We start from the raw sequence: 13,095 nt of genomic DNA, 5'->3' as shown, positions 1-13,095 counted from the left end.
TAAGAAGATGTAATTCTGCGATCGCCCTTTTAATTAATAATGAATAGTTGATAATTATCCATTGTCAGGAGTCATTTGGGAAACCATTATAGAAATAAAAAACATTAAACAAAAAGCCAGAAATTTAATCGATAAATTGCCGGATAATTCTACATGGGATGATTTGATGTATGAGATTTATATGAGACAGGCAATTGAAGCCGGGTTAGCCGATAGTGAGGCGGAAAAGGTTATTTCTGTGGCAGAAGTACGCACTAAGTTCAAGCTAGAGCCATGAAAGTTTTCTGGACAGAAACCGCCGTTAATCATTGATCATCCATCTACAAATACATATCACAAAACTCCCCTCAATATGCTCAAAGACTGGTGGAAAGATTGACTAGACGCTCAGAACAGATTGCTAATTTTCCCTTTTCGGGTCGTCTTGTTCCGGAGTTTGAAACTGAGCAGATCCGAGAAGTATTGAGTTCCAGGGCATTGATCGGCTTAACTATACCAAGGGCATCTAACGGTGATGAGTGATCGGCACAAAGATGGCAGCTCGAAGACACTACAATTGACAAACCTGTAAATCCATGTTACAATTAATAATTGATAGATAAAACTATCATTAGCATGATTGTTCTTAATTAACCATAATACTTTTATTCTCATCAGCCTCGACTTGAGTGTGATGGGAATCTTGAGTAAATTGACTAAATTTCAAGGAGCAACTAAATGCCTGAGAGTTTACAAGGTGAGAAATGTGACGATACTGCAACTAAGGCTAATCAATTTTTAAATACTAGAAACGACCTTATAAGTTATCAAACAAAAAGATTAGACAATCTTTCTGATTTTGAACAACTTGAGCAAGCCTTAATGAATTTTACAAGCAATAAGAAAGATACGGTAAAATATATTCTAAAAAAAGTTTGTGAAGAAGCTAAGTGTCAAGTTGCAGCGATTTTTTTAATCTCTAAGGATGATGTACTAGAGCGTTTTGCCATTCAAGGCAAAGACGTTAATGGTGAGCCAATAGATGATACATGGCTACAAGAAGAGAGGTATGCGAAAGGGGAGAGTTTCACTGGCAGCGCTGCCAATCCATCTGATGGATCATATGGGAAGGTTACTGGAGAGCTTTTCCAGTATGAAAATTTGAAGTATAGACAGGAATATTCTGATAAGCTAGGCAAATTAATCTCTGCCATTGCCTTACCTTTGAATGGACGAAACAAAACCTATGGAGTATTGAGAATTATAAACAAAGTTGATGATCAGGGCAATATTGACGATCTGGCAAGCTTTGATCCCTGTACAGTAGCTTTCTTAGCAGGAGTCGCCTCTGCTAAACTATCTAATATTCACAGGGATTCTGAGATTAATATACTCAATTACTTGACATACCTTGCAGATATTATCCCAGTTGATTCCTTTGACAAGTATCAAGAAAGGATGTATGACGAAATTTTCAAATACTTAGTCGGCAACGAGACTCCATATAAAGTTGCCATTCTTTACAGAAAAAAATTGTCTTCTGAAGTAATGGAAGTTTTACGATTTTCTGAAGTATCTGGAGTAAGTAATTCATGTCGAGTTTATCTTGAAGAGGTTGGAAAGGAGTTTGCAGAAAAAATCTCTTCAAATACTTGTCAATTTATTGAAGGAGTACATGAGGAGAAAAACAATAATCGGTTTATTCAAACTGATTTAAAACATTTTGAAGATTCAAAACTTGAAGCCTTTGGCGTTTTCCCACTTTTCTTTGAGGGAAAATTCATCGGAGCTATTGCTCTATTTTTTGGATATAAGTTCAAGCTATTCGATAATAATCTTAGCTTTTTACAAAGTTTTTCTTCTTTACTTGCCATATTAGTTAACAAACAAACTCGGGCAGAGAGACTAAGGGAGTTTGAAAGTCTTGCTGAAGATTGGATTAATGAAACAAGTCATTTATCCTCAACCCATGAGGCGATTATACATCCTAACTATCAGAGAATTATTGGAATGGGGCAAGATGTTATACCATTTTTGCTCAAAAATCTTAAAGAGCCAAAAAGCCTTCCTAGCCGTTGGTTTTGGGCATTAAAAGCTATTTCTGGTGAAGATCCGGTTCCTAAAGACAGCCGGGGTAAGTCTAAGGAGATGATCGATGCTTGGTTGCACTGGGGTATCCGAAAGGGATATATTAAAGGGGATATATTAATGAACACTAAATCATCTATTTAAAAAGTATGTGTATTGTAATCATTAACGGTGATAGTCATATAACCAGTCCGAAAACTCCTTATTACAATTCCTTTGCTTGGGCAGTAAATGATCAAGAGCGTTGGTGGTTTCCCGATGGATTGGAGACTGAATATTGGCCAGCTAGAATACCAAGGGAGAACACTCTAAGTGCCTTCATAGATGCCTATAGGACCGAGCATTTTGAAGTTTGCCCAATTGGTGATCCTAATTTAGAGTTTAGTCCTAACGGTTTTTTTGTTGAAAAAATCGCTATTTATACTATTAATGGTAGTCCCTCTCACGCCTGTCGGCAATTAAACACTGGAAGATGGACGAGTAAAATAGGAGTTCGTGAAGATGTACAACATGAATTAGTGGAAAATTTTATTGTAGAAATTGAAGGGATACGTCAGAGTCTTGGAAACCTCAGCATTATTATGAGGAGAAGACATGATTAATAGTAGGCTAGAGTCTAGCTCTGCTTTCAGATAAGATATTTATCTTAAGTTTGCTCGTGGAAGTTCTGCAATTGTAAAGATATGCTATAATTGGAATGAGTCAAAGTACCAAAGTTAAGCGTTTAGAGGAAGTAGCGAATTGCCATCAAAAGCTAAATATTATGTTCGGCAAGTCTTTCAGCAAAATTAAGTCTCTGACTATGTACACCAAAATAGCTAAGTTATAATTTATGGAAAATAATCAACTTATAGAAAGAAGGTTTGACGGCAAGATAGGTGATGATTATAGTCTCTGGCAATCTGCTCGTCCTCATCTTAAAAAGTTAAGACAAGAGTTAGTCAAACTACTAATTAACTATCAAAACTCTTGCCCAAAGGAATCGCTGATCCTAGAAATTGGGTGTGGCGATGGAGAATTAACTGAGATGATCCTATCTGAAGCAAAAAATATTAAGATAATCGCTATCGATAACGAACCTTCGATGATTCAAAAAATCCGCTCAAGGCTTTCACATTACCTATCTCAAGAGACTCTTGTTGTTATTCAGGATGATGTTTTAAACTTTTTGCAAAGTTATCCTTTGAATAACTTTAATTTTATTGTTTCTGGATTCACTTTTCACAATATGTTGGCACTCTATCGTTTTCAAGTATTTCAACTATTATATAGTCGGCTTCTCATTGGAGGTAAGTTATTAGACGCTGATAAAATCGCGCAAAGAGGTGAACAGCATAACCGTGATATAAAGTGGCAATATGATAAATTCTTTGAAGTCCTTGTATCTGCTGAAAGGTTCGATCTCCTGAAAGAGGTTATGTTGCACTATACTACGGATGAACAACCTAATAGAATACGCTATGAAGATGAAACAATCTCTGAACTTTCAGAAATTGGATTTCAAGAAGTTACCTTATACTTACGTCAATATATGGATGCACTGATTATAGCCTCTAAATAGAATTTTACCCGATTGTTAGCACCTAAGTTAAATATTTTGGGATTCAAGTCTTGAAGCTAACGTAGAAATTCTCCTCGCTCCATAAACAATTCCCCCACCCCCACCTTGGTAAAAGTGATGGTATATAAGAATTGGAAATGTAAAGTCGCTCAAGTCTGCTGTGGCAGGATATTCTATATTTTCAAGCTCCAACCATATACCTCCTTGTCGCCAACCTATGCAATCGCCAAAACTACCCCATACTTCCCGATTATATTCTTCTGTCCCCCCAAGGTCACGGTAAATTTTCGCCTGTCTCTTAATACCAAATTTCCCTTCGCTGTATTTCACCCAGAGACGGTCAATTTCATTGATTACATCTAGGGATACCTGACTAAAAAGGTCGTAGAAGTCATTATAATTTTCTATGATCATCCACTGGTACATAATGAAAGCGGTTTCGTAGTCGGCTTTTTTCCAATCCTGTTGCTCTAGGTACTCCTCTAACTTTTGATAGATTTGCCCTGTATTTGCTTTGAGATATTGCCTGTGTTTTCTCAGTTCCTTTTCGTAGGCGTGATCAGCTTCTTCGTTTCTTTGTACCGAGATCATCTTATCGAATTGTTCCCTAAATCTTTCAGGGTTTTCCTTCTCTGCAAAAGCTAGACGGAAAATCTCGCGCCATCTTTCCTCGTTTTCGTTCTCTTTATTCCCCCAAAGCTCGGTTAAAGCCTTGGATGCTGTTCCTGATAAATCAGAAAGCTTACTTGCATCTTTGGGAAGCTCGATATGGGGGTTAATATGTTTGATGTGAGAGGCGCGATAGAGGGTTTCTCTGTCCTCATTGCGGATTACCTCGATCAAGCCTTTATCCTGTGCTTGTTGTAATTTTTTCTGATAGTTGGGAACAGATTGACAAACCGCTTCTAAAGCAGCCAAAGGGACAGGAATTTCATAGATTAGGCAATTACTGACCACTTTTTCAAGAGCTTCATCCGTCAATAGTTGCGGTTTTTCCTCTAACCGCCAGACTATCTTATCGCGCCAAGTAACATCAGATTCATTCTCAAATGACCGCAACTTAGCATCTATATCCCCTGAACTTAAAACCTCATTATTGAGCCATTCCAACAGACGGGGGTTGCCATCGGCTAAACTAAAAGCTCTTTCTATATAGCTTTTATCAATCTTACCTGAACTAAAATGCTCTAACCGCCGCAGTTTCTTTTCTAAATCTGACTCTTTGTATTTGAGAGAAGGCAAAGAGTTCAGATGATAAAATTCCTCTAATAGACGGGAATTGAAGGTATAGCGCGAGGTAATAATCAGGCGATGATAGTACTTGGTTTCCTGTATCGCCTCAACGAGAGCTTTTAATAGGGGGGCTACCTCTGCTTTAAGGATATAGTCATCGCTGGATGAAGGGCATTCCAAGTTCCACTCGAAATCATCGAGGATGAGCAAAAAAGGCTGGTTTAACTGACCAAAAACATCCCTTAAGCGATAGTCTAACTCCTCGTTAGAATCTCGAAGGATTTGACGTTGTGAACGATCTAATTTTTTAGCTAGGGTATTAACCAAGCTAGTTTGATCAATTTGTCGCCACCAGACAAGCTTAGTATAGTCTGGAAGGCGATCGCACAGACGAGCAGCGAGGGTACTTTTCCCGTTACCACCAAAACCTTGCAGGAAAACCCCGGCCTTATGAATTGCTTTAGAATTATCAAAGGGTTTTTTCAGCACTTGCAAGCAATCCTGAAGATCACGGCGGCGACCGATAAAAGTTTCCCGTGTGGCTACCCGCAAATATTTCGTTTCTGGGTCCACAAATTGGTCAACAACGGATACGGGAGGTAAAGGTTTTTTCTGTCCTCTCCTTACCAAAGCTTCTGGGATACTTCCCCTCACATAGAGGCGTAAACAATGCCAATCCCTCGCCTGATTTTCCAATAACTTCTGATAGGCAAAAGCTAACGACTCGCTTAAAGTAAAGCCTTGGGAAAGCTTTTCATAGAGGATGGCCGCCGTGTCAGCAGCTTCGTTATCCCTGACGGGTTGACCCCACCCCAAAACAGCTTTAGCCCCATTTTCTAATAACTTCTCGGCCATCGAAAGGATCTCATCACCATCGGAGTAGCCTGTCCGACACCCTGATAAAAACAACAGCTTGGGTAAATTAAACTGTAATTCTCTGGCAATATCTTCGGCGCTGGTATCTTGCCTATCTCCGTATTCCGTCTCGGTAATAAAATAGGGTTTCCGCTCCTTGATGGTAGCGTGTCCGCTCAAGTGGATAACATCGAAATATCCTCTATCTTTACTGGCTATCAATTCGCCTAATTCTTGAATACATCCGCTCTCTTCAACGGTTAAAGATAGGGGTTTTCCTCTAGTTGCTTTGAGGATCTTCCCTTCTTCTGCCTCAAAATCTAGTATAGGCTTTACACCCTTAGCAGAGCTTGCCATGAAAACCACATTTAAGGCTCGATCCTGCGGGTTGTTGTCCACAGTTAACAGCCTTTCATTACCGGTTTTCATCCACCGCAGGGGAACAATAGCGGGATACTTAGACACCAGAAAACCCTGACAATCGTGTAATAATTCCCAGGGTAGATGAGCTAATCCTTGGCTGGTGCTGATAGCCAGAACTATTTTCTCTCCCCGGTGGCTATCTAATTCGCTCTGGAGGATGCGCTCCGTACCATCTAACCATCGGTATAAACCTTGTCCTGTTCTGGCGTGGTCTTTCGGTAAACGGGTATAGTAATCGGTGTCGGCCTTTTTACTTAGGTTGTCTATTTCACTCAAGCATCTTGTGTAGGTACGAGTCTGGTTGGGGTTATCCCAGAAAAATCGGAACTCAACCCTATTGCTACCCCTCTCCTGAAGATCAATATGCAGTATCTTCATGATTTTTCTTGTTCCAAGAGTTTTTGTAGTTGCTCTAGGGTAGCATCTTTGAGCATCAGGCGATCGCCGTTTTTGCTCACAATTAACACTCGTTCGATCTTCGGGGTTTCAGGAGAGTCAATTTTTTGCTTTAATTGGTAAAATTTCTCAGCGATGGCGATTGTTCCGCTAATAATGCCGATGATGGTGGCGATGGTAGCAAGGGTTCCCTCTTTCTGCACTTCGGAGATAACTTCGTAGCTGCCTTGCACCCCTTCCATCTCTAGGATGTCCTGAGCAACTTTGATAGCATCGCAGCCTTCAATTTCTATCCGCATCAGTTTTGTTCCTCCCGTAAGTACCCAAGCAAAATGATACTAAATCCGTTTATTAAAAACTGATTATCTATTCCACCTTTTGCCTGTCCTGATATGTAGCCTATACTCAACGGATTTAGTATGACTAGCTTAGTTGGGGAAAAAATCTCAATTACTATCAATGGTTGACCTAAGAAAATATTTCAGTCTCTCCGTCGGGAAATAACCTATTAGAGACTGAAAAATCTTAGTCATTCCATTCCCCTTTGGGTGGTACGGGGGGATTGCGTCGAAGATGACGGGTTAAGTCCTCATCCGGTTGTTTCTCTCCTCTTAGCCACTGTTTAATCGCTGTTTCGATAATGCGACTAGGATCGTTAGTCAGGTGTTTAATCTGGTCTAAAACTTCCGAGTCAAGGTGAATAGCGATTTCAACTTTCTCCGCCGTGCGCTGAGTCGGTGTAGCATTGTCGTTCATAAGCTCTATTAATGATTGCTATCTATCATTCTACCCGTCAGTCGAGGATTCTTATCCAAGAGTTTATCTATGGTAATCCGATTTGGACAAATCATAGAGCTTTCCCTTAGCCATTGCCCTTTCCCTGATTTTGTCCCCATACTCAAACTGACCATAGTTTCCTGTGGATACCGAGAGGGGAAGCCAAGGCCGAAACCCTAACTATACTTGCAGTTTAGCTTTTTTTACCTTTTACTTTTCACTTTTGCTCCAGCCTTAGAGACTTTACCTCTACAATGAATTAAGGAATCTAAAATTTTATAAACCCCTGACTTTTGCCAGCAGTGAACCACGATGACTGACGTTCCCGTTTCTCGCATTCGCAATTTTTCCATCATCGCTCATATCGATCATGGTAAATCAACTCTCGCCGATCGCCTCCTGCAAATTACAGGAACCGTAGCCCAACGGGAGATGAAAGAACAATTTCTCGATAATATGGACTTGGAACGGGAACGAGGTATCACCATCAAGTTACAAGCGGCACGCATGGATTATACCGCTAAGGATGGTCAAAAATACGTTCTCAATCTGATTGATACCCCCGGCCATGTGGATTTTTCCTACGAGGTTTCTCGGTCTCTAGCGGCGTGCGAGGGAGCTTTATTAGTTGTGGATGCGTCCCAAGGCGTAGAAGCGCAAACTTTAGCCAATGTTTACCTAGCACTGGAAAATAACCTCGAAATTATCCCAGTTTTAAATAAAATCGACCTACCCAGTGCCGAACCGGAACGAGTCGCAGCGGAAATCGAGGAAGTGGTGGGTTTAGACTGTAGTGAGGCGATTCGGGCCTCGGCTAAGGCTGGGATCGGTATTAATGATATTCTAGAGTCGATCGTCCAATTGGTTCCCCCTCCCCAAGATACCCTCGCAGAACCCTTCCGAGCTTTAATTTTTGATAGTTATTACGACGCTTATCGAGGGGTAATTGTCTATTTCCGCGTCATGGATGGTCGGGTGAAAAAGGGCGATAAAATTCGTTTTATGGCTTCTGGTAAAGAATTTGTGATCGATGAATTGGGAATTTTATCACCGCAACAGGTACAGGTAAATGAACTTCACGCGGGAGAAGTGGGTTATCTGGCAGCCGCGATTAAAACTGTTGCTGATGCCCGGGTGGGTGATACGATTACTCTAACCACTAAACCGGCAAAAGAGCCTTTACCCGGTTATACAGAAGCAAAACCGATGGTTTTCTGCGGATTATTCCCCACCGATGCTGATCAGTATGCCGATCTCAAAGATGCGCTGGAAAAGTTAAAATTAAACGATGCAGCCCTATCCTACGAACCGGAAACTTCTAGCGCCATGGGTTTTGGTTTCCGTTGCGGTTTCTTGGGACTGCTACACATGGAAATCGTCCAGGAAAGACTAGAAAGGGAATATAACTTAGATTTAATTACCACTGCTCCCTCGGTAGTTTATCGGGTTACTACCACCGATGGGGAAATTGTCGAAGTGGATAATCCCAGTTTGTTACCTTCCCCACAAAAACGGGAAAAAATTGAGGAACCTTATATCCAAGTGGAAATGATTACTCCGGAAACCTATGTAGGTGCTTTGATGGAATTATGTCAAAGTCGTCGGGGAGTTTTCAAGGATATGCGTTATTTTACTAAAACTCGCACCGCTTTGATTTATGAGTTACCTTTAGCGGAAGTGGTGACGGACTTTTTCGATCAATTAAAATCTCGATCGCGCGGTTATGCTAGTATGGAATATCAATTAATTGGCTATCGGGAAAATGAGCTAGTTAAATTAGATATTATGGTCAATGGTGATCCCGTTGATGCTTTAGCGATGATCGTTCACCGGGATAAAGCTTATTATGTTGGTCGCGCTTTAACCGAAAAGTTAAAAGAATTGATTCCCCGGCATCAATTTAAGGTTCCCATTCAAGCAGCTATTGGTTCTAAAATCATCGCTAGTGAACATATTCCCGCTTTAAGAAAGGATGTCTTAGCTAAGTGTTATGGTGGTGATATTAGCCGCAAGAAAAAGCTGTTAGACAAGCAAGCAAAAGGGAAGAAACGGATGAAAGCGATCGGAACTGTTGATGTCCCCCAGGAAGCATTTATGGCAGTCCTAAAACTCGATCCTCAGTAAAGTCTAGGGGTGAGAATTAACTCACCCTTTTTAGTTTTGGCAGAGGGAAAGAAATTATTATGAAACTTTTGAGATTATCCTATCAAGATTTATCCTCTGGATTAAGTATAGATTCTTGCGAGTTTTTTCCAGATTTGAATTTATTAGTTGGTATCTCAGGTGCAGGAAAAACCTCGATTTTAAAGGCTATTAGGAATTTAAAAAGAATCACTAACGGTGAGTCTATAAATGGGGTGAAATGGGATGTAGAATTTTTAACCAATGATCATGTTCGTTATCATTGGTTGGGTGAATTTGAGGTTAGAAAAGCTCGTTCTCTCATCAAGATTGAAGAAGATGAAGTCAATAGTAATGACGATGAAAATAAGGTTAGTATAATTAGTGAAACTCTTTTAAAAGATCAAGAGGTTTTGATCGAAAGAAACCAAGAGGTAATTGAGTTTAAACATTCAAAGACACCAAAACTACCATCTTATTTAAGCTGTATAGAGCTTTTCAATCAAGAAGAAGATGTTTTCCCTGTTCGACAGGAATTTAACAAAATGGTTTTCAATCCACTTAAGTTTAATATCTCATCTTCAACATTGGATAAAATCCTTAGAGACTACGAATATACCTCTCTCTCTGAATTACAATCGAGTCAACTTCCTATTTCCGACAAACTACTGATCACTTATAAAAAATATCCCGATACGTTCGAGATAATAAAGAGAAAGTTTTTAGATATTTTCCCTCAAGTTGAAGATTTAAAAATAGAATTTTTAGAACCATTCAAACTAGGTGATATTGGTATGCTTGTTTCATTAACTCCAATTTTTTTACTTGAAGACTTACCTCGCATACAAATAAAAGAAAAAAACTCTCATGTCTGGATTGTAGAACCAAATATCTCCTCTGGAATGATAAAAAGCCTGATGTTCTTAGCAACGATCGAATTATCTCCTGATGGCAGCGTTATATTAATCGATGAATTTGAAAATAGTTTGGGGGTTAACTGTTTGGACACTTTAACAGAAGATTTATTAGTTAATTATCGAGATTTACAGTTTATTATTACCAGTCATCATCCCTATATAATTAATAATATCAGTCCTGCCTATTGGAAAATAGTCACTCGTAAAGGAGGAGTAATTAAGGTAAACAATGCGGCTGATTTTCATATTTCTAAAACTCGACAAAAAGCCTTTATTGATCTTATCAATGTCTTAGAAGAATTTCCCCAAGGAATTAGTTAATCGATGAATATTTATTTTTTATTTGAAGGAAGAAGTACCGAAAAAAAGCTTTATACTGCAGCGTATCGATAAAACTGAACACTTAAAAACCTTTCAGAAATTTATTAATTTTTGTGATAATATTCGCCAAAATTTCCGATAAATTGATCTGTGGTGCTTCTGACGACGATGAAATATAAGCTGATTTGGCATCATCTCCTGACTAATAGCTGATCGAGAATACAAGACTATGACAAGGCTTTTGTCCTAGAAATTTCTAGTTCGGCAGATTTTTGTAGTATTGTAGTATAATGGTAACTCCAGAAAAACAATCCTAAAAGTGCCGTCAGTCTCTTCAGTTAGCAGTTACCAGATAGAAGTTAAAAATTGGCAATTTACTTGATGTTATGGCTTCCTTACGGGATATTCTCAGTTACTATCGCAATTATCAAAAAGCCGCCTTTTTGAGCATTGCTGCATCGAGTGTCTTTGAAATTATCGATCTGATGGTTCCCTACGCTGTCGGACAGATTCTTAATGTTCTTTCTGATCAACCTTTAGATGGATTCGTGCAGTCTTTAGTTGATCGCACCATGATTTTAACTCCCTTTGCCTCAGAAAAGTGGGTTAGTTTGGCGGTATTATTAGGCTTAATTTTCCTAACCACGGTAATTAAAGCACCAATTCAGCCTTGGGTGGGTGTCTGGTTTCACTGGGAAATATCCTTAAGAGCGCGACGAGATCATCTCAGAAAAATTATTGCCAAAATTCTCACCTTACCCCTATCTTTTTACGATGAAAATAATCCAGGACGCATCGCTAACCGGATCGCCAAAGGCATAGAAAATCATACTTGGACTTATCCCGAAGTGGCGGGAATGATGATCCCAAAATTGTTTAGAGTTTTCGGTATTTTTATTGTTATATGGATAATTCAATGGCAAATCGCCCTTGCTTTTCTTATTTCTTTTGTATTAATTGTAGCTTTTATTTTGAGAGATTTAAAAGATTTAATGCAAAAAGAAAGAATTCTTGATCAGCACATCGAAAATACCCAAAGTCGCAATTCTGAGATTATTACTAATATCAAGACCGTCAAAGCTTTTGCCACAGAAGGACAGGAATTATATCGTCAAAAACAGCGTTTAGAGAGAGAATTTACCTACGTTATCCATCGCATTCATAAGGGTTATGTGGACTTAATAACTTGGGAAAAAACCCTCGTCCAGGCTAGTTTATTTGGAGTATTTTTCTTTACTCTCCTAGCTACCGTTCAACAGAAAATCTCGATCGGGCATTTTATCACCACCTATACCCTCGCTAGTATGGCCTATGCGGAATTAGATCCCCTATCCCAAATGGCAGAAACTTTCGCCCGTCGCTATGCTTCTATGGCACGTCTAAACAAATTTATTAACTTGCCTAGTGGAACTGATGCTGGTAGTCTTTTAGCCGATCATGCTCAACATAATCCCTATCATTTTACCGGGAAAGTAGAATTAAGTAATCTTAGCTTTGGCTATAGTCCAGAAAGAACGATTATTAAGGATATTAATCTGCTGATTGAACCCTATCAAACCGTGGCATTAGTCGGAAGATCTGGTTCAGGAAAATCCACTTTAGTTAAGTTACTTTTCCGCTATTTTGAACCGAATCAAGGGCAAATTATGATAGATGGCGAGGATATTAGTCGCTTAGATGTCACTTGGTATCGGCGCCGGTTAGCGATTGTCCATCAAGAAGTAGATGTTTTTAATGGTACGGTGTTAGAAAATCTCACCTATGGTAATCCTAATATTAGCTTCGAGAAGGTAGCAGAAGCCTGTAAAATCGCCCGTGTCGATGAATTTATCCACGAATTACCTAATGGTTATTCCACTATTGTAGGGGAAAGGGGCGTGCGTCTTTCGGGGGGACAAAGACAGCGTTTAGGAATTGCTAGAGCTTTAATTGTTGATCCAGATGTGTTAGTTTTTGATGAGGCCACTTCTAGCTTAGATTATGAGTCAGAAAGAGCCATTCAACTAGCCATGAAATCCATTTTAGGCACTCGCACCACGATTATTATCGCCCACCGTCTCAGTACCGTTCGAGAAGCTGATCAAATTGTCGTCTTGGATAATGGTCGCATTGTCGAGATCGGTAGCCATGATCAATTATTAAATCAGCAGGGAATCTATCAACGTCTCCACTCTTTGCAAGAAAGTGGCGAACTGGTTTAGTTTTAAGATAGTCCTCGATAGCGGACTGAGAAAATATGATCTAATGGGAGTTGATCACCATGTCTAACGAAACCGTTAAGTGGGTGGGTGGAATTAAATATAAAATGAACGTAGGTTGGGTTGAAGCATGAAACCCAACGCCCGCATGGGTTACGCTACCGCTAACCCATCCTACAAATAATTGTGCCTACCTACTTACCTATTCCCTAGAAGCTGTTTTGAC

At 39.6% G+C, this 13,095-nt stretch carries 12 protein-coding genes; 9 read left to right on the top strand and 3 right to left on the bottom strand.

The window, feature by feature from the left end; all coding sequences use genetic code 11:
• Positions 1-88: 88 nt before the first annotated feature.
• From IM509_RS02475 to IM509_RS02450, 6 genes are all read left to right on the top strand, one after another.
• Positions 89-277, top strand: a complete 189-nt coding sequence (locus IM509_RS02475) for a hypothetical protein (RefSeq protein ID WP_024968736.1) — start codon at positions 89-91, stop codon at positions 275-277.
• An 89-nt stretch (positions 278-366) separates the two neighbouring features.
• On the top strand, positions 367-522 hold the full coding sequence (locus IM509_RS02470; RefSeq protein ID WP_249264895.1) for a hypothetical protein: 156 nt from the start codon (positions 367-369) through the stop codon (positions 520-522).
• Between the two features lie 195 nt (positions 523-717).
• Positions 718-2,211, top strand: a complete 1,494-nt coding sequence (locus tag IM509_RS02465; protein ID WP_081417866.1) for a hypothetical protein — start codon at positions 718-720, stop codon at positions 2,209-2,211.
• 5 nt (positions 2,212-2,216) lie between these two features.
• Positions 2,217-2,669 carry a DUF7689 domain-containing protein gene (locus tag IM509_RS02460; protein WP_185237260.1) on the top strand — a complete coding sequence of 151 codons (453 nt, stop codon included), beginning with the start codon at positions 2,217-2,219 and terminating at the stop codon, positions 2,667-2,669.
• A gap of 95 nt (positions 2,670-2,764) precedes the next feature.
• On the top strand, positions 2,765-2,896 hold the full coding sequence (locus IM509_RS02455) for a hypothetical protein (RefSeq protein WP_002744308.1): 132 nt from the start codon (positions 2,765-2,767) through the stop codon (positions 2,894-2,896).
• Between the two features lie 3 nt (positions 2,897-2,899).
• On the top strand, positions 2,900-3,628 hold the full coding sequence (locus tag IM509_RS02450) for a class I SAM-dependent methyltransferase (protein WP_185237259.1): 729 nt from the start codon (positions 2,900-2,902) through the stop codon (positions 3,626-3,628).
• Between the two features lie 27 nt (positions 3,629-3,655).
• On the opposite strand, the gene IM509_RS02445 is transcribed toward IM509_RS02450, so the two are convergent.
• The 3 genes from IM509_RS02445 to IM509_RS02435 form a co-directional block, all read right to left on the bottom strand.
• Entirely contained in the window at positions 3,656-6,517 is a 2,862-nt protein-coding gene (locus IM509_RS02445; protein ID WP_185237258.1) for a CHAT domain-containing protein, read from the bottom strand.
• Positions 6,514-6,834 carry a hypothetical protein gene (locus IM509_RS02440; protein ID WP_185237257.1) on the bottom strand — a complete coding sequence of 107 codons (321 nt, stop codon included), beginning with the start codon at positions 6,832-6,834 and terminating at the stop codon, positions 6,514-6,516. The genes IM509_RS02445 and IM509_RS02440 overlap by 4 nt, the downstream gene beginning before the upstream one ends.
• Before the next feature lie 226 nt (positions 6,835-7,060).
• A complete protein-coding gene (locus IM509_RS02435; RefSeq protein WP_002732463.1) occupies positions 7,061-7,291 on the bottom strand; it encodes a type II toxin-antitoxin system CcdA family antitoxin in 231 nt (76 codons plus the stop codon).
• Positions 7,292-7,624: 333 nt separating this feature from the next.
• On the opposite strand from IM509_RS02435, the gene lepA reads away from it, so the two are divergent.
• From lepA to IM509_RS02420, 3 genes are all read left to right on the top strand, one after another.
• Positions 7,625-9,436, top strand: a complete 1,812-nt coding sequence (lepA, locus tag IM509_RS02430; protein WP_052276601.1) for a translation elongation factor 4 — start codon at positions 7,625-7,627, stop codon at positions 9,434-9,436.
• Positions 9,437-9,495: 59 nt separating this feature from the next.
• Complete coding sequence (locus IM509_RS02425) at positions 9,496-10,671, top strand: AAA family ATPase (RefSeq protein ID WP_052276602.1); 1,176 nt, start codon at positions 9,496-9,498, stop codon at positions 10,669-10,671.
• A 386-nt stretch (positions 10,672-11,057) separates the two neighbouring features.
• A complete protein-coding gene (locus tag IM509_RS02420) occupies positions 11,058-12,872 on the top strand; it encodes an ABC transporter ATP-binding protein (protein WP_185237256.1) in 1,815 nt (604 codons plus the stop codon).
• The last annotated feature ends 223 nt before the right edge of the window (positions 12,873-13,095 follow it).

This window comes from Microcystis sp. M31BS1 (assembly GCF_020245285.1).
GTDB classification, from domain to species: domain Bacteria; phylum Cyanobacteriota; class Cyanobacteriia; order Cyanobacteriales; family Microcystaceae; genus Microcystis; species Microcystis panniformis.
Note: the sequence above shows the minus strand (reverse complement) of the source record. Positions and strands in the feature narration are given on the sequence as shown.

What these genes read in the sequence shown, in the direction of transcription:
- IM509_RS02465 (WP_081417866.1), top strand. Translation starts at nt 718, where the DNA reads ATGCCTGAGAGTTTACAAGGTGAGAAATGTGACGATACTGCAACTAAG.
- IM509_RS02460 (WP_185237260.1), top strand. Translation starts at nt 2,217, where the DNA reads ATGTGTATTGTAATCATTAACGGTGATAGTCATATAACCAGTCCGAAA.
- IM509_RS02455 (WP_002744308.1), top strand. Translation starts at nt 2,765, where the DNA reads ATGAGTCAAAGTACCAAAGTTAAGCGTTTAGAGGAAGTAGCGAATTGC.
- IM509_RS02450 (WP_185237259.1), top strand. Translation starts at nt 2,900, where the DNA reads ATGGAAAATAATCAACTTATAGAAAGAAGGTTTGACGGCAAGATAGGT.
- IM509_RS02445 (WP_185237258.1), bottom strand. Translation starts at nt 6,517, where the DNA reads ATGAAGATACTGCATATTGATCTTCAGGAGAGGGGTAGCAATAGGGTT.
- IM509_RS02440 (WP_185237257.1), bottom strand. Translation starts at nt 6,834, where the DNA reads ATGCGGATAGAAATTGAAGGCTGCGATGCTATCAAAGTTGCTCAGGAC.
- IM509_RS02435 (WP_002732463.1), bottom strand. Translation starts at nt 7,291, where the DNA reads ATGAACGACAATGCTACACCGACTCAGCGCACGGCGGAGAAAGTTGAA.
- lepA (WP_052276601.1), top strand. Translation starts at nt 7,625, where the DNA reads ATGACTGACGTTCCCGTTTCTCGCATTCGCAATTTTTCCATCATCGCT.
- IM509_RS02425 (WP_052276602.1), top strand. Translation starts at nt 9,496, where the DNA reads ATGAAACTTTTGAGATTATCCTATCAAGATTTATCCTCTGGATTAAGT.
- IM509_RS02420 (WP_185237256.1), top strand. Translation starts at nt 11,058, where the DNA reads ATGGCTTCCTTACGGGATATTCTCAGTTACTATCGCAATTATCAAAAA.